Below are 20722 nucleotides of genomic sequence, written 5' to 3' on the forward strand. Positions count from 1 at the left end.
GAGCGTACCCCTCCCTGCGCGCCCGAGTTCGGGAGGTCAGGGCCAGTACGCTCTACGAGCCGTGGTCTACCTGAAACGTCTCCTGCGCTTCTCCGTCGTGATGGTCGCCCTCGTGGGCGTCCTCACCGCGTCGTGCGCCATCATCGGTCCGCAGGTGGTCCACCTGGTCAGCGCCCACCGCTCGAACCACGAGCGCCTGGACCTGCGGCCCCTCGCCGAGCGCTCGTACATCTACGACACCGCCGGCAACCAGATGGGCGTGCTGATCAACGGCAAGAACGAGAACCGGGTGCAGGTCAGCCTGGACAAGGTGCCCCAGACCGTGATCGGGTCCGTGCTCGCCGCCGAGGACGAGAACTTCTACCACCACAAGGGCGTCAACATCCGCTCCATCGGCCGGGCCGTCGACGCCAACCTGGGGAGCGGTTCCGTGAGCCAGGGTGGCTCCACCATCACCCAGCAGGTGGTCAAGAACTCGCTGGTGGGCAACGAGCAGGACCTCAGCCGCAAGATCCGCGAGGCGTTCCTGGCCGTCGAGCTCGAGAAGCAGATGACCAAGGACCAGATCCTGGAGCGCTACCTCAACAGCGTGTACTTCGGCGGCGGCGCCTACGGCGTGCAGGCGGCGTCGGAGTACTACTTCAACAAGGACATCAGCCAGCTCAACTGGGCCGAGGGCGCCCTCCTGGCCTCCCTCATCCGCAGCCCCAGCAACTACGACCCGTTCAAGCACCCCAAGCTGGCCATCGAGCGCCGCCACGTGGTGTTCAAGCGCCTCCTGGCCACCAAGCGGCTCACCACGAACGAGGTGAAGTTCTTCGAGGGCGTCCCGCTGCCCACCACGCCCAACGTGCCCACCCCCCCGAGCGACTACTTCGTCGAGGAGGTCAAGCAGCAGCTGCTCGACGACCCCTCGTTCGGCCTCGGCGCCACGCCGGCGGCCCGCAACCGCACCGTGTTCGACGGCGGCATCCGGGTGTTCACCACGCTCAACCCCGACTACCAGGAGAAGGCGAAGCAGGCCCGCAACGGCACGATGGAGACGCTGCCCACCAACAACGGCAACGGCACCTTCGGCATCACCAACCCCAAGGACGGGTCCACCACCTTCGGCACCGAGGCCATGGCGTCGATCGAGCCCTCCACAGGCGCCGTGCGCGCCATGGTCGGGGGCCCGGGCTTCGACACCTACCAGTTCAACCTCGCCACCCACCTCCCCGGCCGCCAGCCCGGCTCGTCGATGAAGACGTTCGTGCTGGCCACCCTGTTCGAGAACGGCTACATCCCCGACGACACGGTCAGCGGCAGCCGGTGCGTGATCCGGACCAAGGGCGAGCCCGACTACGCCCCCGCCACCGAGAAGGGCGGCACCTCCACCATCCTCCACCAGCTGCAGGAGTCGTCCAACTGCGCGTTCGTGCGCTTGGGCCAGCTCGTCGGGATCGACAAGGTCATCGGCATGGCCAAGCGGCTGGGTGTGCGCAGCCCGCTCGCCAACGTGCGGTCCCTGCCGCTCGGCACCTACGACATCACCCCGATCGACATGGCGTCGGCCTACGCCACCTTCGCCAACGACGGCATGCAGAACGATCCGTACTACATCGAGCGGATCGAGGACCGGAACCACAAGGTCCTGTACCAGCACCAGCTCAAGCCGGTCCGCGTCGTCGAGTCGCAGGTGGCCCGCCTGGTCAACAAGGTGCTCCAGGCCAACGTGACCGGCGGTACCGGCACCCGGGCCCAGATCGACAACGGCCAGCCGGCCGCCGGCAAGACGGGCACCACCAACGAGTCCAGCGATGTCTGGTTCGTCGGCTACACGCCCCAGCTGTCCACCGCGATCTGGATGGGAGCTCCCATCGGTCGCATCAGCCTCGACAACGCCGGCCTGGGCGGCGCCACCGGCGGCCGGTACCCGGCCGCCACCTGGGGTCGCTTCTACTCGTCGCTCTTCGACGGCCAGCCCATCCAGGAGTTCGTCCCGCCCGACCCCACCCGCAAGGGCAAGAACGTCGGCAGGATCCCGAACGAGGTCGGCGGGTCCGGCGGGTCGTCCAAGTCGTCGGGGCGCGGCACGGGGCGCGGCGGGGGCACCACCACCGGCGGAGGCACCACCGGCGGCGGCACGACCACGGGCACCGCGCCAGCCGATACCGTTCCGCCCACCACGCCGGGCTTCGGTGGGGGGAACACAGGAGCTGGCGAATGACAGACAATCCGGCGTTGCTCGCCCTGCTCGACGTGCAGGCGCACGACACCAAGCTGGATCAGCTGCACCACCTCCACGAGTCGCTCCCGGCTCGAGAGCAGCGCGACGGGGCGGCCAACGCCCTGGCCGACACCGAGCGGTCGCTCGCCGCCGAGTCCGTCACCCGGGACGACCTCGCCCGCCAGCAGAAGCGCGTCGACGACGAGGTCGAGCTGCTGAAGGAGAAGCGGGCCGGCTACGACACCAAGCTCTACAGCGGCACCGTCACCTCGCCCGGTGAGCTGCAGGACCTGCAGAAGGAGATCGACGCCCTGAGCCGGCGCATCTCCCTGCTCGAGGACAACGAGATCGAGATCATGGAGCAGGTCGAGCCGGTCGAGGCCCGCCTGGTCGAGCTGGAGGCCACCGTCGAGCAGCGGCGGGCCGTGCTGGCCGACGCCGAGCTGCGCCTCACCGCGTCGGAGGCCGAGGTGCTCGCCGACATCGATGCCGAGGTCGCTCTGCGCGCCTCGTCGCTCGAGCCCGTCCCCGCCGAGCTGCTGGCCGAGTACCAGGCGCTGCGCGGCGGTCGCGGCGGCATCGGCGTCGCCCGCCTGGTGGGCGCCCAGTGCGGTGGCTGCCACCTCACGCTGTCGGCCATGGAGGCCGCCCGCATGCGCAAGCTGCCCGCCGGCGAGGTGGCGCACTGCGAAGAGTGCGGCCGCATCCTCGTCCCCTGACCGGCGTCGCGCGGTGCTGATCTGGTTCGCGGTGCTGTCGGTCGTCCTGGTGGCCGTGGTCTTCAAGAGCCCGGGCATCGACTACCGCACGGTGGTCATCGGCTCGATCCTGCCCGTCGGGGAAGGGCTGCTGGGCGGCCCCGGCATCCTCCACTCCGTGATCGGCGCCGTCGCCGTGCTCGGGATCATGATCGTCGCCACGCGGAACCGTCGGCTGCTGCGGCGGCGGCTGCTGGGCATCCCGATCGGGATGATGGCGCACCTCGTGCTCGACGGCTCGTTCATGATCACGAGCGTGTTCTGGTGGCCGCTCGGCGGCATCGAGGGGGCCGATCAGCAGATCCCCGAGTGGACCCACCTCGGCGTCTCGCTCGTGCTCGAGCTGGTGGGCATCGGGGTGGGCGTGTGGGCCTACCGGTGGTTCGGGCTCGACGATCCCGAGAAGCGCCGCCGGTTCTGGACCGAGGGCCGCCTCGACGTGCCCACCTGACCGCTCGGGTCGAACCGATCAGATGCGCTTCATGCCGGGGGTCCCGGCGAGCACCTCGACGGTGGCGTCGACCTTGATCGCCGACGTGGGCGCGTCGATCGTGTCGACGACCAGGAACTCGGTGGTCCACCTCTCGGGGGTCACCGTGCAGCGCACGTACCCGTGGTCCTCGAAGTTGGCGTACGCCAGGCCGAACGCGGAGAGGTCGAGGCCCGACGCGATCGCCCCGAACCCCGGCGACGAGATGGCGGGCCCGACGAACTCGTGGGCGACGATGGCGCCGGTCACCCCGGCGTCGGGCAGCCGGAGGTCGGCGGCGCCGCCGGCGTGGATGTCGCCGGTGAGCACGACCACGTTCTCGATGCCCGCGTCCTGGATCGACTCGAGGAGCCGGGTGCGGGCGGCGGGGTAGCCGTCCCACTGGTCGACGTTGAGCACGATCGAGCCGAGCACGAGCGCCTTCACCACGGTCTGCTGGGGCAGGACGGTCCACGTGGCGCCGCCATGCTTCAGGCCCGTGCTCAGCCACTGCTCCTGCTCGGTGCCGAGCATGGTGCGGTCGGCGTCGCCGAGCTCGGGGCAGTCGTCGGCGTTGATGCCGATCTTGTCGTCGCACGCCTGGTCGCTGCGGTGCTGGCGGCCGTCGAGCACGAAGAACCGGGCCAGCTTGCCGTACTGGAAGTCGCGGTAGACGAGCAGCGAGCCGTCCTTCGCCGGCGGGTCGATGCGCATGGGGTGGGCCTCCCAGAACGCCTGGTACGCCGCCTTGTGGCGCGCCGGGAACGTGGGCTGGTCGGCCGCCTTCTCGGGCACCCCGGCGGCGTAGTTGTTCTCCACCTCGTGGTCGTCCCAGGTGATGACCCACGGTGCCACCGCGTGGGCGTCCTGGATGCGCTGGTCGCCCTGGTAGTAGGCGTAGAGCACGCGGTAGTCGGCCAGCGTCTGCGGCTCGGCCGGCAGCGGGTTCTCCAGGTCGCCGGTGCCGCCGGGGTACTCGTAGATGTAGTCGCCGAGGAAGAAGACGAGGTCGGGCTCGTCGGCCACGAGGTGCGGGTACGACGTCCAGTGGCCCGCGGTGCGCAGCTGGCACGACGCGAACGCGAACCGCAGCTGGTCGACCTCGGCGTCGTCGGCCGGCGTGGTGCGGGTCTTGCCGACCGGGCTGGTGTAGGTGCCGATCCGGAAGCGGTACCAGTACCAGGTGTCGGGCTGCAGGCCGTCGGCCTCGACGTGGACGCTGTGGCCGAACTCGGCCCCGGCGGGCTCGGTGCCACTGGCCACGAGCTCGGTGAACGCCTTGTCGCCGGCCACCTCCCACAGGACGGCGTGGTCGGCGTCGCCGAGGCCGCCGAGCCCGGTGGGATCGACGAGGTCGGTGGCGAGCCGGGTCCACAAGATGACCGAGGTCGCGAGCGGATCGCCCGATGCCACCCCGAGCAGGAACGGGTCGCTGTCGATGCCCTTCGCCTCCGGCGGCGGCATCGGCTTCCCGAGCGACGTCGTGGTGCGGGCGCCGGTCGTGGTGGTGGCCTTGGCCCCCTCCGAGCCGCCCGAGCTGGAGCACGCCCCCAGCACCGCGGCCCCGGCGCCTGCGGCCATCAGCCCCAGGAACTTCCGGCGGTGCAGCAGCACCCGGTTCGACAGGTCCTGGCGCAGCTCATCCCCCGAGGTCACGGCTGGCGACCCTACCGGCCCCCCGCCCGCTCACCCGCCCACCCACGGCTGGCGCGTGCAGAACCGTGTCGCTGCGCCACGGTCCTGCACCCCGAGGCGGGCGACGCCGGGCTTCAGCGGGTGCGGAGGTGGAGGTAGGTGACGCCCGAGGCGAACCGGCGCTCGTCGACGAGGTCGAGATCGATCCGGAGGCCGCGCGGCAGGCCGGGCTTGCCACCGCCGACGACGACCGGGTGCAGGAACAGGTGGACCTCGTCGACGAGCCCGGCCCGGAAGGCAGGGGCAGCCAGCCCCGGACCGCTGATGCTGAGGTCGCGCTCCGCCTCGTCCTTCAGGCGCTGCACGGCGGCGGCGTCGAACTCGCGCTCGAGGCGGGTGCGGGGCGTCGACACGGCATCGAGGGTGCGGGAGTACACGACCTTGTCGGCGGCCCGCCACACCTGGGCGAAGTCGATCTCCACGGCATCGAGGCCCGGCTGCTCGCCGATCGTCTGCCAGACCTCCATGGTCTCCCACATGCGCCGCCCGTAGAGGTGGGTGCCCACGGGTCGCTCGAGGTCGTTGACGAACGCGTGGACCTCGGCGTCGGGTGCCGCCCAGCCGAACCCCCCGTCGGCGTCTTCGATGTAGCCGTCGAGCGAGGTGATCGCCAGGTAGGTGAGCTTGGCCACGGTGCCTCCGGAGGTGCGCGGTGCAGACCCTCTGCCAGCCCAGTCTCGACGCTGGAGGGGGGCTCGGGCTCGTCGATCCGGGGTGGCGAGGGTCGGCACGGGCGGGACGCACCTCGGTCTTGCGCCCTGCTAGGCCGGTGGCTGGACCGTCACCCGCAGGTACGTGGCCGGGATGCGGGTCTCCGCATCGCTCGTGGCGGTGTTGTGCTCGGCGAACAGGTCGGTGAGCTCCTTGTGCAGGTGCTCGCCCTTGCCGTCAGCTTCGGCGGCCTCGTAGGCGTTCATGGTGGGGCCGTAGTACGAGCGGAAGTTGGCCAGGAAGTCGGCGGTCGGCGTGGGCTGCTCGAACACGAACGTGTCCCGCTCGAGGGAGATCGCCGTGCCGGGGATCCCGGCCGACGTGAAGCGCTCGACCACGTGCTCGTCGACACCCCACGTCATCGGGCTGACGAAGCCCTCGGGCGGGGGCGGCGCGTACGCCGAGCAGATCTTCAGGATCTGGGCGACGAGGGTGGGGTCGCCGGGGATCCAGTTGCCCATCACGATGCGGCCGCCGGGCTTGGTCACGCGGACCATCTCCTCGGCGACGTCGAAGGGCCGCGGGGCGAACATGGCCCCGAAGATCGACACGACGAGGTCGAACTGCGCGTCGCCGAGGTCGTCGAGGTGCGAGGCGTCGCCCTCCTGGAACCGCAGGTTGTTCAGCCCGGCGGCGACGGCCCGGCGGTTGCCGGCCTCGACGAGGTTGGCGGCGATGTCGACGCCGAGGACGTCGGCGCCGCGCCGGGCGGCGGGGAGCGCCGTGGTGCCGTCGCCGCAGCCGAGGTCGAGCACCCGCTGGCCCGGCCCGGTGCCGATGCGGTCGACGAGCTCGTCGCCGCTGCGGCGCATGCTCGCCGCGATCTGGGTGAAGTCGCCCTTCTCCCACAGTGCCTTGTTGGGGTTCATGCTTCCGTTCTCCTTGATCGGTTGCTCCGCCGCTGTTGCGGTCGGCGGGCGGCGCTGCTGTGGGCGTCACCCGTGTGTCCATCGTGGAGAACCGGCCGGTTCGCGGCATCGGGCAAACCGTGCATCGCGCCGGCACCGGGCGCGTGGGGCGTTCACCCCACGCGGCCGTTCCCAGGGCGGGCACGGCCGCCTTGGCGCTACCGTCGCGAGCCATGGCGGCCACCCCTGAAGGCCCCGACGCCACCGATCCCCTGGCCGACGCCCGGGCCCTGCTCGCCCGGTGCGACTGGCCCGCTGCGTTCGCAGCCGGCTCGCAGCGGCTCGGCACGGCGCAGGAGGAGCAGTTCGAGGCGGAGCGGCTGGACCTCCTGGCCGAGGCGTCATGGTGGCTGGGCCGGCTCGACGAGTGCATCTCCCTCCGCGAGGCGGCGTATCGGTCGTTCGAGGACCGTGGCGACCGGCGGGCGGCCGGCCAGTGCGCGGTGTGGCTCTACGAGCACCACGCCTTCAAGGCCCGCCCATCGATCGCCGGCGCATGGCTGCGGCGGGCCCGCCGGGCGCTGGAGGACGAGCAGGAGTCCGTCGAGTACGGGTCGCTCGTGCTCCGCGAGGCCGAGGTGACCCACGGCCGCGGCGAGCTGGCCACCGCCGCCGGGGCCGCCGCCGACACCGTGGCGCTGGGCCGCCGGCTGCGCTCCGCCGACATCGAGGCCGAGGCGCTCCAGACGCTGGGGCGGATCCGCATCGACGAGGGCCTGGCCGTCGAGGGCCTGGAGCTGATGGACGAGGCCATGCTGTTCGCCGTGGAGGGGCGCCTCCGGCCGTACTCGACCGGCAAGGTGTACTGCAGCCTGATCAGCGCCTGCGAGGCGCTCGGTGATCTGCGGCGGGCGGGGGAGTGGAGCGAGGCCACGTCGCGCTGGGCCGAGGACCACCCGATGGCGGTGTTCCCCGGCCTGTGCCGCGTGCACGTCGCGTCCTCGCTGCGCGCCCGGGGCGAGTGGGACCGCGCCGAGGAGGAGGCCAGGCGGGCGTGCGACGAGCTGGCCGACCTCAACGTGATGAACGCGGCGGCCGGCCACGCCGAGATCGGCGAGATCCGCCGGCGCATGGGCGACCTGGTGGGGGCCGAGCAGGCGTTCGCCGAGGCCGAGGCGATCAGCGGGCGGGCCCAGCCCGGTCTGGCGCTGGTCCGCCTGGCGCAGGGGAGGGTCATCGAGGCGCTGTCGATGATCACCCACGCCGTCGGGGAGATCACCTGGAACCGCCTGGCCCGGGCCCAGCTGCTCCCTGCCCTCGTCGAGATCGCGGTGGCGGCCGACGATCTGCCGACGGCGCGCGCCGCGGTGGAGGAGCTGCAGTCCGTCGGCGTCGACTTCTCGAGCCCGTCGATCGCGGCGGCGGCGCTCACCGCCGAGGGCCGGGTCGAGCTGGCGTCGGGCGAGGTCTGCGCCTGCGCGACGCTGCGCACCGCGGCCGAGCGCTGGAACGAGCTCGGCATCCCCCACGAGTCGGCGACGGCGCGCATGCTGCAGGGGGCCGCCTGCCGCGAGGCCGGCGACCTGGACGGTGCGACCGCGTCGTTCGAGGCGGCGCGCGACCGCCTCGAGCACCTGGGCGCGGCCCTGGACCTGCGCCACCTGCACGACATCACCGGCACCGCACCCCCGCTCCCCGCGGGGCTCACCGAGCGCGAGGCGGAGGTGCTGCGGCTGGTGGCGGAGGGCCTCACCAACAAGCAGATGGCGCAGCGCCTCCACCTGAGCGAGAAGACGGTGTCGCGCCACCTCTCGAACATCTTCACCAAGATCGACGTCACGTCCCGCTCGGCCGCCACCGCCTACGCGTTCGCCCACGACCTGGTCCTCTAGCCGCCCCCGCCCCCTCGCCGAACCCGGCACGGATCTCGGCCGCCCTCGTCGGCGCCGAAGGCTTCACGCGAGCGCCGATGAGGGGTAGACCGGAGCCATGACCTACCGACAGGCCCGAGGCTTCGACCTGCAGCTCCACGCCGTGGATCCGTCGACCGGCGACACGCTGTGCGGCCTGCCCGGGCGCAAGGTCTCCGACAAGCTGGGCGGCAACTTCCACCCGGGTCGCCCCAAGGCGTGCCCGCGGTGCGAGGTGAAGGTCAAGGGAAAGCCCCAGCCCGGCCGCACCGCCCGCCACCGAGCCGACCTCCACTGACCCCTCGTCGGGGTGGCCCGGTCGGCAGGCAGAAGGTGGTGCCGGCGACACGGTTCTGCACGCGCCCGGGGTGAGGTGGGTGGCTACCAGGGGAGGGGGCCCGAGAGCCCGAAGTAGCCGCCGGTGGGGCCGTCGGGGCCGACCTGGGCCATGCGCACGATGATCTCGGCGCCCTGCTCGACCGTCTGGCGTCCGGTGCCCCGGTTCAGGTCGGTGGCGGTGAAGCCCGGCTCGACGGCGTTGATGCGCATCGCCGGGAACGCCTTGGCGTACTGGACCGTGAGCACGTTGACCACCGTCTTCGACGCGGGGTAGGCCACGCCGGGGTACTCGTGGCGGGGCGTGCCCGGGGTGGAGAGGTGCGCCAGCGACGCCAAGCCGCTGCTCACGTTGACGATGACCGGCGCGGGCGAGCGCTGGAGCAGCGGGAGGAAGGCATGGGTGACCCGGACGAGCCCGAACACGTTGGTCGCGAACGTGTGCTGCATGAGGTCGGCCGTGAGGTCGGCCGCCCCGGGCTCGCTGCCGTGGTCGTCGACCGGTGCGATCCCGGCGTTGTTGACGAGCACGTCGAGCGCGGCGACGGCGTCGACGGCGGCGGCCACCGAGCCATCGTCGGTGACGTCGAGCTGGATCGCCTGCGCCCCGAGCACCTCGGCAGCGGCCCGCCCTCGCTCGGCATCGCGGCTGGCGACGAGCACGGTGTGGCCGGCGGCGACCAGCCGGCGGGCGGTCTCGAACCCCAGCCCCTTGTTGGCTCCGGTGATGAGCGTCGTGGTCATGGCGCCCAGGATGGCGGCACCCGACCCGATTGCGGTGCCGCCGTGCTCATCGAGCAAGGCGACCGAAGCGACCGAGACGCGGAGCATCGGATCGAACACGTCGACCCTCTGTGCCGGGAGGGTCAGGCCCGAAGGTGACGATGAGTCGGCCTGTAGGCGGGGTTCTGTTCCCCGGTCCCTTGCGGGGGTCCGGTTCGGTGACCATCCATCTGTGCGGCGCACCTGAGGGTTCCTCGTGAGAGGAGCGGACGGGCAGCCCTGCCCTCGATTTCGCCTTGCTCCTGGTGGGGGTTGCCAAGCCAGCCGGATCGCTCCGACTGCTGGTGCGCTCTTACCGCACCGTTTCAGCCTTACCTGTGCCGGGCGAGCCCGGCCATCGGCGGTCTGTTCTCTGTTGCCCGGTCCGTGAGATCGCTCCCACCTGGCTCTCGCCAGCACCGGCGCCCTGTGGAGCCCCGACCTTCCTCGACACCATCGCCGCCGGAGCGGTTCCGGTGCCGCGGCCACCCGGCCGACTCATCGTCGGTGACCAGTGTGGCTGATGGCTCGCCGTCGGCGGTAGCCGACGAGCGGATCAGGGAGGATCAGTTGGCTGCGACGGCGTTCTTGTCGTCGGTCTCGACCGTCACGTAGGCCTCGTTGGGGATGAGGTCCTGCAGCGGGTAGAGCGCCGAGGTGGGGAAGCCGCCGGTGCCGGTGTTGTCGAGCACGGCGTTGCGCCGGGCCGAGGCCTCGGCGAAGCCGGCGAAGTCGGCCCGGCCGGAGGCGGTGGTGAACTGGCCGACCGCAGCGATGTACGTGGCGGCGATGGTGCTCTCGAGGGCGGCGAAGAAGTCGAGGATCGGGCCGTTGCTGACCAGCTGGTCGGCGATCGGGTCGATCGTGTTCTCCTGCAGGAACGCGTTGGGCTTGTCGACCCGGTCCTTGGCGGTGGTGGCCGCCTTGAACTTGTCGGCGGCCGCCTGGTGATCGACGGCGAAGCGGGCGGCCGAGGCCTTCCAGTCGGCGTCGGTGAGGACCGGGCCGTACTTCTTGTACTGCTCGGCGGCCAGCAGCTCGAGCGAGGTGGCGGTGCGCAGGAGCGTGGTGTTGTAGGCCAGATCGGCCTCGCTGGCGTCCTTGATGGGGGCCGAGGGGGCGTTGAGCGTGGTGGTGGGGTCGAGGCCGGACTGGCCGGCGACCGCGTCGCTCTTGGTGCCGGCGCACGCGGCGAGGAACGCCGTGGCGGCGGCCCCGAAGGCGCCGGTGACGATCAGCTGGCGGCGGCTGGTGCCGGAGGCGGGAGTGTCGGTGGGGGTCATCGTGGGCTCCTGGTGCTTCCGGCGCTCAGTTGGCTGCGGTGGTCGAGGTGGTGGTCGTCGTGGTGGTGATGGTCAGCGCGGCGTCGGCGGTGGACGTGGGCGGCGTGACCTCGGCGACCGGGGTGCCGGCGGCGACGGCGAGCAGGGCGGCCTGCTGGCCCTCGGTGGTGAGGATCTGGGTGGCGGTCTTGGCGGTGGACTCCTCGAGGAGGAGCCGCACGGCCGCCAGGTGGGTGGCGGCCAGCGTGTCCTCGACGTTGGAGAGGGCCAGGAGCACGCCGTTCTGGTCGCCGGCGGCGCGGATGGCGTCGTTGGCCGTCTTGGCGAAGGCGACATCGGCGATGGGGGCCGCGGCGTTGGGGTCTCCGACCGTGACCAGGCCGTCGGCGATGGACTGGTGGTTCGCCTGGAACTGCTGGGCGTGGGCGGTCCACTCGCTGTCGAGCGTCCCGAGGTTGAGGGCGGTGGTGTACGCCTGCACGGCGGCCAGCTCGAGCGGACCGGCGAAGGCGACGTAGTCGAAGTCCTCGAGGTCCTTGAGGGTGCCGCCCTCCTGGGCTCCGGCGCTGGTCATGAGCGCGGAGAGGGGCAGGGCGACGGCCCCGGCGGCCAGCGCGCCACCCACGGCCGTGCGGGTCAGGAAGGCCCGGCGAGTGGTGACAGTGGCCGAGTCAGTCGACTGGTCGGTCTGCACGCGGATTCCTCCTGAGGATGACGGTTCGAGGCGCGACGAGCGCCGAGGTGGTGAGCACGCAGGACATGCCTCGGTGAAGTGTGCTCAACCGGAGGGGGTCACGTCCAAGCGGGCCGGACGGCGTGCAGGTTAGAACGAGATGGCGGACAGATCGGGGAACCACCGCTGGGCCCGCTTCAGGGTGTCGGCCCAACGCTCCCGGTCGAACGAACCGATGGGTTCGAGCACCTGCGAGGGCTGCCACGAGGCGGCGATCGCGTCGTCGTCGGGCCAGGCACCGATGGCCAGGCCGGCGGCGTAGGCGGCGCCCAGGGTGGTGGCCTCGCGCTCGGGCGACACCTCGATTCGGCGCTGGGTGGCGTCGGCGAGGGCCTGGAGGAACGTGGGGTTGGCGGTCATCCCGCCGTCGACGCGCAGCACCGGGATGGGGATCCCCCCATCGGTCTCGGCCGCCTCGACCAGGTCGGCGGCGCGCTGGGCGACGCCCTCCAGGACGGCCCGGACGATCTGCGGGCGGCCGCTGCCCCGGGTGAGGCCGAGGAGCGTGCCCCGGGCGCCGTAGTCCCACGTGGGGGCACCCAGGCCGAGCAGCGCGGGCACGTAGGCGACCCCGTCGCTGGTCTCGCACTGCGAGGCCACGGCGTGCGAGTCGGCGGCGTCGGCGATGATCTGGAGGTCGTCGCGGAGCCACTCGACGTTGGTGCCGGCGGCGAGCATCACCGCTTCGAGCCCCCACCGGCGGACCCCGTCGGCGCTGCGGGTGACGATCGGGAAGGTGCCACCGGTGCCCTGGGTGGCGTACGCCGGACGATCCTCGAGGCACAGATCGAGCATGCCGCCGGTGCCGAAGGTGATCTTGGCCTGACCGGTGCGGACGCAGCCCTGGCCCAGCAGCGACGCCTGCTGGTCGCCGAGGATGCCGGCGATGGGCGGCGAGCCCGGGAGCGCGGTGGCGCGGCCGACGATGCCGACCGAGTCGACGACCTCGGGGAGGCTCTGCCGCGGGATGCCGAGCGCGGCCAGGGCGGCGTCGTCCCAGTCGCTCTGGTCGCCGGTGCGCAGCCCGTACAGCGCGCCGTTGCTGGTGTCGGTGACGTGGACGGCGCCCTGCGACAAGGTCCAGGCCACCCACGAGTCGACGGTGCCGACGCACAGGTCGCGCGTGCCGTCGGGGTCGGCGCCCTTGAGCAGGTTGGCGGCCTTGGTGGCCACCAGGTTGGGGGCGAGGCGGAAGCCCTGCTCGGCCAGCATGATGCAGTCGAACACGGTGCGCAGGTCCTGCCAGCCCAGGCCGGGGCCGACGGGGACGCCGGTGCCGCGGTCCCACACGATGGTCGACGCCCGCTGGTTGGCGATGCCGACCGCGTCGATCTGCCCAGCCTCGGCACTGGCCTTGGTGGCGACGGCGAGGACGGCCTCGGCCATCTCGACCGCGTCGAACTCCACCATGCCGGGCGCGGGCGAGGAGGGGAGCACCTCCTGGTGGTGGCTGACGATCACCCCGCCTTCGGGCGTGACGACCGCTGCGCGCACGCCGCTGGTGCCGACATCGACGACGAGCAGCTTCATGGGGACTCCTTCCGGGCCCTGCGGGCCGCGCCGAGCTGTGCGCCGGCCGTGCCCGCACAGGCGGCGAGCAGGCCCACGAAGATGATGGAACCGAGGCTGAGCGCCTCGCCCCGGTCGAGGCGGCCGAGGATGCCGATCACCTCGATCGGGATGAACGCCACGAACGCGGCGGCGGCGCCGTGCTTGGAGGGCACGCTCGGGGCCTCCCGGCCGGCCAGCCACCCGGCCAGGATGAAGCCGATCAGCACCGCCAGGAACGACAGGTTGATCGCGGCCTGGGGCTTGGGCTTCTGATCGGACACCACCACGTTGACGAACGCGGCGGGCATGGCGATCAGCAGCCCGGTGGCCGCGCCGCGGAACACCACGAGCCGTGAGATCTGCCCGTCGGCGAGGGGCGCTGGGGGCGCCGGCTGGCTGCGGGCGGGACCGGTGGGGTGGTCGGGCGCGAGGTCGGGGTCGTGGTCGTGATCGTTGGGGTCGTCGAAGCTCATGGGTCTGCGATCACTCGCCCTCGGGCCAGGCCTGGCCGCCGAACGGGTCGGGGAGGCCGAGCTTGCCGGGGTTGCAGATGCCGTTGGGGTCGAGCGATGCCTTCACGGCGGCGAGGACATCGAGGCCGGTGCCCAGCACCTCGGGCATGAAGCGGGCTCGGTTGAGGCCGATGGCGTGGTGGTGGCTGAGGGTGCCGCCGTGGGCGAGCACGGCTCGGGTGCCGGCATCCCACGCGGCCCGGTAGTACGCCTCGCGCTCGTCGGGCCCCACCTGCGCTGCGAACGTGAAGTACAGGCAGCCGCCCGTGACGTACGAGTGCGACTGGTGCGCCGAGGCGGCCAGGGTGCCGGGCACGGCCGAGATGGCGGCGGTGGCGGCCTCGTAGATGTCGTCGAGCGCCGACCACGGGCCCGAGACCTCCATGGTGTCGACCACGTAGCCCCGCGAGATGAGCGCCTCGAGCGCGTCGACGTTGTTGCGGTGGCCGAACCACTGCTCCACCAGGCCGTCGTCGAGCGGGGTGGCCTCGGCGCACTCCTCGACCACCACCTGCATGGCGGCGGTGATCATGGTGAGGTCGCCCTCGTCGTAGGCCAGCAGCACGTTGTCGGTGGTCTCGGTGCTGAAGTTCCGCTGCGACTCGATGCCGTCGTACAGACGCAGGACGGCGACCGGCGCCCCGCGCTGGGTGATCCGCCGCATGGCGTCGAGCGCGGCCGAGAAGGTGGGGAAGCTCCACGCGCCCCGCGTGGTCTGGTCGGACACCGGCCAGGCCTTCAGCCAGGCCCGGGTGATGATGCCGAGCGTGCCCTCGGCGCCCACGAACAGGTGGGTGAGGTCGGGCCCCACGGCGTGCGGGGCGCGAGCGCCCGTGTGCACGACGGTGCCGTCGGCCAGCACCACCTCGAGCGCCAGCACGATGTCCTCGATCTTGCCGTAGCGGTTCGACAGCTGGCCAGCCCCTCGGCACGCCAGCCAGCCGCCCACGGTCGACAGCGCCATCGACTGCGGCCAGTGGCCCACCGTCACCCCGTGGTCGCGCTGCAGCTCCGCCTCGAACAGGTCACCGAAGGTGCCGGCCAGGACCTGGACCGTGCCGGACGCGACGTCGACCTCCTCGATGCCGACGAGACCGGTGAGGTCGAGGACCACGCCGCCGTGCACGGGGACCGTGCCGCCCACCACGCTGGAGCGGCCGCCGGCCGGGGTGACGGGGATGCGGGCGTCGTTGCACACCCGCATCACGGCCGAGACCTCGTCGGTGGAGGTGGGCCGGGCCACGGCGCCGGCCACCTGGCCCACCTGGCCCTGGGTGGCCCAGACCATGGCGAGGGGCCACCAGTCGCGGCTGGCCTCGGCCCGCTCGCCGGGATCGAGGCGCACGTCGGCGCACGCCTCGCCGAGCTGGGCGAGGAACCCGTCGTCGAGCAGCACGACCGGGGCGGTCAGACGACCCGTGGCCTCGGCGGCACCACCCGCGATGTCGATGGGCGGCGTGGGTGATCCGACGTTCGTTGCAGGGCTCATCGAGCCGCACCCTAGGACGATCAGGTGGCGGGGATCTGCTGGGTGATGCAGTGGATGCCGCCGCCGCCGACGGCGAGGATCGTGCCGATCTCGAGCGGGAAGGTCTCCCGGCCGGGAAACTGCTCGGCGATGAGCGCCACCATGTCGCCGTCGGCCGGATGGCCGCAGGTGGGCACCACGACGAACCCGTTGCCGACGTAGAGGTTGAGGTACGGCACGGCCAGGCGGACGCCGTCGCGCTCGACGAACGGCAGGACGGGCACCACGACCGTCTCGATGCGCTCGCCGTGAGCGTCGGGGTGGCCCTGCGCCACCCGCCGGTTCACGTCCATGCGGACCCAGTCGTCCTCGGTGGGGTCGTCGCAGCCCTGCACGAGCAGCGTGCCGGGTCGGGTGAAGGCGGCGACGTTGTCGACGTGGCCGTCGGTGTCGCCGTCGAGGGCCAGGCCGTAGGGGAGCCAGATCATGGCGTCGAGGCCGAGCGCATCGCACACCTGGTCCTCGATCTCGGTCTGCGTGAGCCCGGGGTTGCGGTTGGGGTGCAGGAGGCACTGGATGGTGGTGGCGCCGCTGCCGATGCCGTCGACGGTGATCGACCCGCCCTCGAACACCATCGGCACGGACCGGCGGGGGTGACCGGCCTGCTCGGCCCAGCGCCGGGCTACCTCGGCATCGTCGTCCCAGGGGGCGAACTTCTCGCCCCAGCTGTTGAACACGAAGTCGAGGGCGATGCGATCGGAGCCGTCGAACACGTAGATCGGCCCGGAGTCGCGGAACCACGAGTCGTCGATGGGGAGCTCGACCACGTCGATCCCGGTGCCCAGGCGGGCCTCGGCGTCCTCGGCGTCGCCAGGGCGGGCGATCACCGACACGGGCTCGTAGCGGGCGATCGCCCGCGCGAGCTGGGCGTGGGCGTCGCGGGCCTCGTCGAGGAGGGCACCCGGGTAGATCTCGTCGCGGCACGGCCAGGCGATCACCGTGCGCTCGTGGCCCTCGAACTCGGCGGGCATCCGCAGCCGGCCCATCAGTGCGCTCCCGGGGCGCGGGGGTTGGTGGTGCCGTCGAGGGTGAGCAGCGACCCGTACAGATCGGGACGGCGGTCGCGGAACAGGCCCCAGGCGCTGCGCTGGGCGGCCAGGTCGTCGAGGTCGAAGGTGGCGGTGAGCACCGCGTCGGCGTCGCGGCCGGCCTCGGCCACCTTGGCCCCGGTGCTGTCGGTGATGAACGACGACCCGTAGAAGGTGATCGACCGGTCGGCCTTGCCCTGCTCGAACCCGTAGCGGTTGGCGGCGACCACCGGCATCAGGTTGGCGGCCGCGTGCCCTTGCATGGTGCGCTGCCAGTGGCCGCTGGAGTCGTAGGTGGGGTCGGGCGGCTCGCTGCCGATGGCGGTGGGGTAGAGCAGCACCTCGGCGCCCGCCAGGGCCATGGCCCGCGCCGCCTCCGGGAACCACTGGTCCCAGCAGATGGCGATGCCGACCATCCCGTGGCGCGTGGGCCAGGCCCGGAAGCCGGTGTCGCCGGGGTTGAAGTAGTACTTCTCCGTGTACCCGGGGCCGTCGGGGATGTGGCTCTTGCGGTAGGTGCCGAGCGCGGTGCCGTCGGCGTCGATCACCACGACCGTGTTGAACGTGGCCTGGCCGGCCCGCTCGTACACGTTGATCGGCAGCACGATGCCGAGCTCGGCTGCGACGGACCGGAAGTGCTCGACCGTCGGGTGGCCCTCCAAGGGGTGGGCCCGGGCGAAGTGCTCGGGCAGCTGGTCGACGCAGAAGTAGTGGCCCTCGAACAGCTCGGGGATGAGCACGATCTGGGCGCCGCGGCCGGCCGCGTCGCGGATGAGGCCCTCGGCCGCGGCGACGTTGGCGTCGACGTCGTCGGCCATGGCCATCTGCACGGACGCGACCGTGACGTTCCTCATGGGAGACCACCTCGCAGGCGTCGGGATGCTGCTCGGACGGTACCCCGGTGGCGGCGCCCCGGTGGGCTACTCGGCCTTGAGCCCCTCTCGGATCTTGTCGCGCAGATCGGGCTCCCCGGCATGGCCGTGGACGGCGATGGCGTGGGCGACGGCGGCATCGAGCACCTCGCCCTCCTCGCCGGCGATGGTGAGCGTGCACCCGGAGTCGCTCGGGAAGTCCCGGCAGTCGGCAACCATTCGAGCCATGACGGCCCCCTCTTCTTCGGTGCCCGAGATGATCCCGGGCGCGGCCTCAGGTGTCGGTGCTCACCACGTCGAAGTTGCGGAACTGGGGCGGCTCGTCGACGAAGGCGCTGAGCTCCTCGGCGAACTTGGCCGTCGCCGGCAGGTCGTTGTTGGCCAGCGCGTCCTTGTACGACGGGAACTGCACGACGATGACGTACGTGTCGGGGTGGTCGCGGTCGCGCAGGACCTGCTCACCCACGGTGGTGCGCGTCCCCTCGGTGTTGGCCCGCCACGCCTCGTGGAGCCGCTCGATCTCGTCGTAGCGCGAGGTCTTCACCTCGATGATCTGGACGTACGCCATCAGAACCACCTGGACCCTTGTGGAGCAACGGTTCCCAGTGTCGCGCCGCGCGCCCGATCCGTGAAGGGGGAGGGTGAGGTGGCGTCCCCCCCTTAGGCGCCCTGGTGGGCGTCGAGCGCGGTCTCGGGCAGCTCCGCGGTGGTGCGCTCGTGCTCGACGGCGGCGCGGTAGGCCGAGGCCTGGGCCGCGGCCTCCGCATCGCTGAGCCCTAGGAGGGGAGCGATGAGCGACGCCACGTCGTCGGCCGCGGCGGCCGACGCGTCTCGCGCCAGGAGCCGGGCCCGGGTGCGGCGGCTCAGCACGTCGTCGACGGAGCGGGCCATCTCGTGGCGCACCGCGTAGACGGCCTCGGCCCGGACGTAGGGGAGCCCGGCGACCAGCGGTTCGGCGAGCGCGGGGTCGGCCTCGGCGAGCGCCAGGACCGTGCGCCCCTCGCCGCCGTAGCGGTTGGCGAGGTGGACGGCGACGGGATCGCTGTCGGCGGACAGGGCCTCGTAGCCCTCGGCCCCCCGGAGGCGGATCTTCTTGGTGCGCGAGCCGCGGGCGATGCCCGAGACCTTGGAGCCCAGCACGTCGACCACCTCGTCGATGGTGTCGGCGGCCATCTCGCGGTAGGTGGTGAGCTTGCCGCCGGTGACCGAGACCACGCCGGAGGGCGAGGCCACCACCTTGTGGCGGCGGGACAGGTCGGCGGTCCGGCCGGAGCCACCGCTCTTGACGAGGGGCCGCAGCCCGGCCCAGCTGGCCACGACGTCCTTGTCGGTGATGCCGGTGAACCGCATGGCGCGGAGCAGGTAGTCGACGTCTTCGCGGGTGACCGGCGGATCCTCGTTGGGGCCGTCGTAGTCGGTGTCGGTGGTGCCGATGTAGGTGAGGTCCCCCCACGGCACCACGAACACGGCGCGCTTGTCCTTGGGGACCGGCACCACGACGGCGATGTCGTTGCGGATCTTCTCCCAAGGCACGGTGATGTGGACGCCCTTGGCGGGGCGGATGGAGTCGGGGTCGCGGCCTTCGTCGAAGGTGCGGACCTCGTCGGACCAGACGCCGGCTGCGTTGACGATGGCCGAGCAGCGCACCGTGATCTCCTGGCCGTCGGCCAGGACGCGGGCGCCGACCACCTTGCCGCTGCCGTCCTTGTCGATGCCGACCAGGGCGGCGCCGTTGACCGCCACCGCGCCGAACTCGATGGCCGCGGTGCGGGCCACGGTGAGGCTCAGCCGGGCATCGTCGACCGTGGCGTCGTGGTACAGGTACGACGACGCCAGCTTCTCCTTGGGCAGGGTGGGCATGTGCGCCAGCGCCTGCTCCGGGGTGAGCCGCTCGTGGAACTTGCCGATGCGGGCCCCGCCGGTGAGGTCGTACATCCACATCGACATGCCGAGCGCCCGGGCCAGCTTCTTGTTGATGACGCCGCCCGAGCCCTGGAACACGGGGAGCAGGAAGGGGAGGAGCTTCACGAGGTGCGGGGCGTTGTGGATCAGCCGCTGGCGCTCGGCGAGGGCTTCGTACACCAGCCGGATCTCGCCCTGCTGGAGGTAGCGGAGGCCGCCGTGGGCCAGCTTGGACGACTTGGACGAGGTGCCCGAGGCGAAGTCGTCGCGCTCGATGAGCGCCGTGCGGAGGCCGCGGGACGCGGCGTCGAGCGCCGAGCCCACCCCGGTGATGCCACCACCCACGACGAGGACGTCGAACGGGTCGTCGCCGAGGCGGCGGAGCCCGTCGGCACGATCGAACCACGCGGGGCCGGTCATCGAAGTCTCCGCGGGGCAGGAACCTGGTGCATCGTCCGATCCTATGGGGCGCCCTCCCGCCAGGGGCCAGTGGATGCCGACCGTCACAGCGCGCCGGGCTCGCGGGTCGAGCGCCTGCCACCGGCTCCGGCCGGGCGGGATCCCGGTCGCGCCCCCGCCCGGTCTGACGGGAACCTGACGGAGTTGGTGGCCGACCTCGTCGGCTGACCCCGGCCGCGGCGCCGGACGATCTTCCGGCCTGCCGGGGATCGGTGTGGACACCCGCCGAGGCGGGAGACCATACTCAGCCCTTCGTGTGCGACCCAGGTACCGGGCTGCGAACCCCCGGTGCACGGCCTCGCACGAACCCTGGTGTGGTCCAGCAGGACCATGTCGTCATCTGACCGGAGCCCGTCGAGGGAGTGACCCTCCAACCATGAACCTGTCCTGGCGCACGAAGGCGGCCTGCCACGGCCTCGATCCGCAGGCCTTCTATCCGGAGACCGATGAAGAAGCCGACGCTGCCAAGCAGGTGTGCGCGGTGTGCCCGGTCCAGGGTGCGTGCCTCGAGTACGCCCTGACCCGGCGCGAGAAGGAAGGCGTCTGGGGCGGCTGCACCGAGCGGGAGCGACGCCGGATCATCCGCCAGCGCCGCCGCACGGCCTGACCGTGTTCGTCGTCCGCCGCATCCGACCCGACGAGGGACCGCGGCTGCGGGCGATCCGCCTCGCCGCCTTGGCCGATGCCCCCGGCGACGCCACCACCACCTTGGCCCGCGCCGAGGCCCGCGGCGACGACCACTGGGTCGAAGCCGCCATCGCCAACGCGTCGGGCGGCCTCCAGGCCACCTTCTTCGCCGAGCTCGCCGACCCCAGCGCCGCCACCGAGCCCGTCGGGATGATCGGGGCGTACGCCAACGAGAGCGGCATCGTGAACCTGGTCGGCCTCTGGTCGGCACCCGGTCACCGCGACGTCGGCGTGGCCACCGCGCTGCTCGCCGCCGTCGCCGAGTGGGCCGAGACCATCGGCGCCGATCGCCTGCGCATGTGGGTGGTCGAGCGCAACGAGTTCGCCAAGGCCTTCTACCGCAACGAGGGCTTCGCGCCCACCGGCGCCACCATCCCCTACGAGCTCGACCCGCGCCTCAACCAGGTCGCCATGATCCGCCCCCTCTGACGCACCTCGTCAACGGGGGGTCGTCGCCGCGGCACTCGGA

Annotated in this window: 21 protein-coding genes and 1 other RNA gene; 7 read left to right on the plus strand and 15 right to left on the minus strand. The window is 72.1% G+C overall.

Annotation, left to right across the window (positions count from 1 at the left end):
- The first annotated feature begins 61 nt into the window (after positions 1-61).
- The 3 genes from ACPPVX_RS20940 to ACPPVX_RS20950 are packed head-to-tail and all read left to right on the plus strand — an operon-like array spanning position 62 to position 3418.
- Positions 62-2209: a transglycosylase domain-containing protein gene (locus ACPPVX_RS20940; RefSeq protein WP_426572518.1), complete on the plus strand. Its 2148-nt coding sequence runs from the start codon at positions 62-64 to the stop codon at positions 2207-2209.
- Positions 2206-2928, plus strand: coding sequence for a zinc ribbon domain-containing protein (locus tag ACPPVX_RS20945; protein ID WP_426572519.1), 723 nt, complete (start codon positions 2206-2208; stop codon positions 2926-2928). The genes ACPPVX_RS20940 and ACPPVX_RS20945 overlap by 4 nt, the downstream gene beginning before the upstream one ends.
- A 13-nt stretch (positions 2929-2941) precedes the next feature.
- Positions 2942-3418 carry a hypothetical protein gene (locus ACPPVX_RS20950; protein WP_426572520.1) on the plus strand — a complete coding sequence of 159 codons (477 nt, stop codon included), beginning with the start codon at positions 2942-2944 and terminating at the stop codon, positions 3416-3418.
- An 18-nt stretch (positions 3419-3436) separates the two neighbouring features.
- Here ACPPVX_RS20950 and ACPPVX_RS20955 read toward each other — a convergent pair whose 3' ends face one another.
- The 3 genes from ACPPVX_RS20955 to ACPPVX_RS20965 form a co-directional block, all read right to left on the minus strand.
- Entirely contained in the window at positions 3437-5092 is a 1656-nt protein-coding gene (locus ACPPVX_RS20955; RefSeq protein ID WP_426572521.1) for an alkaline phosphatase D family protein, read from the minus strand.
- A gap of 113 nt (positions 5093-5205) precedes the next feature.
- Positions 5206-5763, minus strand: coding sequence for a dihydrofolate reductase family protein (locus ACPPVX_RS20960; protein WP_426572522.1), 558 nt, complete (start codon positions 5761-5763; stop codon positions 5206-5208).
- Between the two features lie 129 nt (positions 5764-5892).
- The gene (locus ACPPVX_RS20965) at positions 5893-6711 is read right to left on the minus strand and encodes a class I SAM-dependent methyltransferase (RefSeq protein ID WP_426572523.1); all 819 of its coding nucleotides are present in this window, start codon (positions 6709-6711) and stop codon (positions 5893-5895) included.
- A gap of 212 nt (positions 6712-6923) precedes the next feature.
- On the opposite strand from ACPPVX_RS20965, the gene ACPPVX_RS20970 reads away from it, so the two are divergent.
- Together ACPPVX_RS20970 and ACPPVX_RS20975 are read left to right on the plus strand one after the other, a co-directional pair.
- A complete protein-coding gene (locus ACPPVX_RS20970) occupies positions 6924-8582 on the plus strand; it encodes a LuxR C-terminal-related transcriptional regulator (protein WP_426572524.1) in 1659 nt (552 codons plus the stop codon).
- A gap of 97 nt (positions 8583-8679) precedes the next feature.
- A complete protein-coding gene (locus ACPPVX_RS20975) occupies positions 8680-8898 on the plus strand; it encodes a hypothetical protein (protein WP_426572525.1) in 219 nt (72 codons plus the stop codon).
- 83 nt (positions 8899-8981) lie between these two features.
- Here ACPPVX_RS20975 and ACPPVX_RS20980 read toward each other — a convergent pair whose 3' ends face one another.
- From ACPPVX_RS20980 to ACPPVX_RS21035, 12 genes are all read right to left on the minus strand, one after another.
- Entirely contained in the window at positions 8982-9680 is a 699-nt protein-coding gene (locus ACPPVX_RS20980) for an SDR family NAD(P)-dependent oxidoreductase (protein WP_426575067.1), read from the minus strand.
- A 137-nt stretch (positions 9681-9817) separates the two neighbouring features.
- An RNA gene (gene rnpB, locus ACPPVX_RS20985) (RNase P RNA component class A) lies at positions 9818-10199 on the minus strand.
- A 65-nt stretch (positions 10200-10264) separates the two neighbouring features.
- Positions 10265-10981 carry a hypothetical protein gene (locus ACPPVX_RS20990; RefSeq protein ID WP_426572526.1) on the minus strand — a complete coding sequence of 239 codons (717 nt, stop codon included), beginning with the start codon at positions 10979-10981 and terminating at the stop codon, positions 10265-10267.
- Between the two features lie 25 nt (positions 10982-11006).
- Entirely contained in the window at positions 11007-11675 is a 669-nt protein-coding gene (locus ACPPVX_RS20995) for a ferritin-like domain-containing protein (RefSeq protein ID WP_426572527.1), read from the minus strand.
- A gap of 129 nt (positions 11676-11804) precedes the next feature.
- Positions 11805-13244, minus strand: coding sequence for an FGGY family carbohydrate kinase (locus ACPPVX_RS21000; protein ID WP_426572528.1), 1440 nt, complete (start codon positions 13242-13244; stop codon positions 11805-11807).
- Entirely contained in the window at positions 13241-13738 is a 498-nt protein-coding gene (locus ACPPVX_RS21005) for a hypothetical protein (protein ID WP_426572529.1), read from the minus strand. Before ACPPVX_RS21005 ends, ACPPVX_RS21000 begins: the two co-directional genes overlap by 4 nt.
- Positions 13739-13748: 10 nt before the next feature.
- The gene (locus ACPPVX_RS21010; protein ID WP_426572530.1) at positions 13749-15266 is read right to left on the minus strand and encodes an FAD-binding oxidoreductase; all 1518 of its coding nucleotides are present in this window, start codon (positions 15264-15266) and stop codon (positions 13749-13751) included.
- A 20-nt stretch (positions 15267-15286) separates the two neighbouring features.
- Positions 15287-16291, minus strand: a complete 1005-nt coding sequence (locus ACPPVX_RS21015; protein ID WP_426572531.1) for an agmatine deiminase family protein — start codon at positions 16289-16291, stop codon at positions 15287-15289.
- On the minus strand, positions 16291-17187 hold the full coding sequence (gene aguB / locus ACPPVX_RS21020) for an N-carbamoylputrescine amidase (RefSeq protein ID WP_426572532.1): 897 nt from the start codon (positions 17185-17187) through the stop codon (positions 16291-16293). Before aguB ends, ACPPVX_RS21015 begins: the two co-directional genes overlap by 1 nt.
- A 66-nt stretch (positions 17188-17253) precedes the next feature.
- Positions 17254-17433 carry a DUF1059 domain-containing protein gene (locus ACPPVX_RS21025; RefSeq protein ID WP_426572533.1) on the minus strand — a complete coding sequence of 60 codons (180 nt, stop codon included), beginning with the start codon at positions 17431-17433 and terminating at the stop codon, positions 17254-17256.
- A 46-nt stretch (positions 17434-17479) separates the two neighbouring features.
- Complete coding sequence (locus ACPPVX_RS21030; RefSeq protein WP_426572534.1) at positions 17480-17773, minus strand: putative quinol monooxygenase; 294 nt, start codon at positions 17771-17773, stop codon at positions 17480-17482.
- Positions 17774-17865: 92 nt separating this feature from the next.
- Complete coding sequence (locus ACPPVX_RS21035) at positions 17866-19527, minus strand: glycerol-3-phosphate dehydrogenase/oxidase (RefSeq protein ID WP_426572535.1); 1662 nt, start codon at positions 19525-19527, stop codon at positions 17866-17868.
- Positions 19528-19942: 415 nt separating this feature from the next.
- On the opposite strand from ACPPVX_RS21035, the gene ACPPVX_RS21040 reads away from it, so the two are divergent.
- On the plus strand, positions 19943-20173 hold the full coding sequence (locus tag ACPPVX_RS21040; RefSeq protein WP_426572536.1) for a WhiB family transcriptional regulator: 231 nt from the start codon (positions 19943-19945) through the stop codon (positions 20171-20173).
- 2 nt (positions 20174-20175) lie between these two features.
- A complete protein-coding gene (locus ACPPVX_RS21045; RefSeq protein ID WP_426572537.1) occupies positions 20176-20682 on the plus strand; it encodes a GNAT family N-acetyltransferase in 507 nt (168 codons plus the stop codon).
- The last annotated feature ends 40 nt before the right edge of the window (positions 20683-20722 follow it).

The organism is Aquihabitans sp. McL0605 (assembly GCF_049993875.1).
GTDB lineage: Bacteria > Actinomycetota > Acidimicrobiia > Acidimicrobiales > Iamiaceae > Aquihabitans.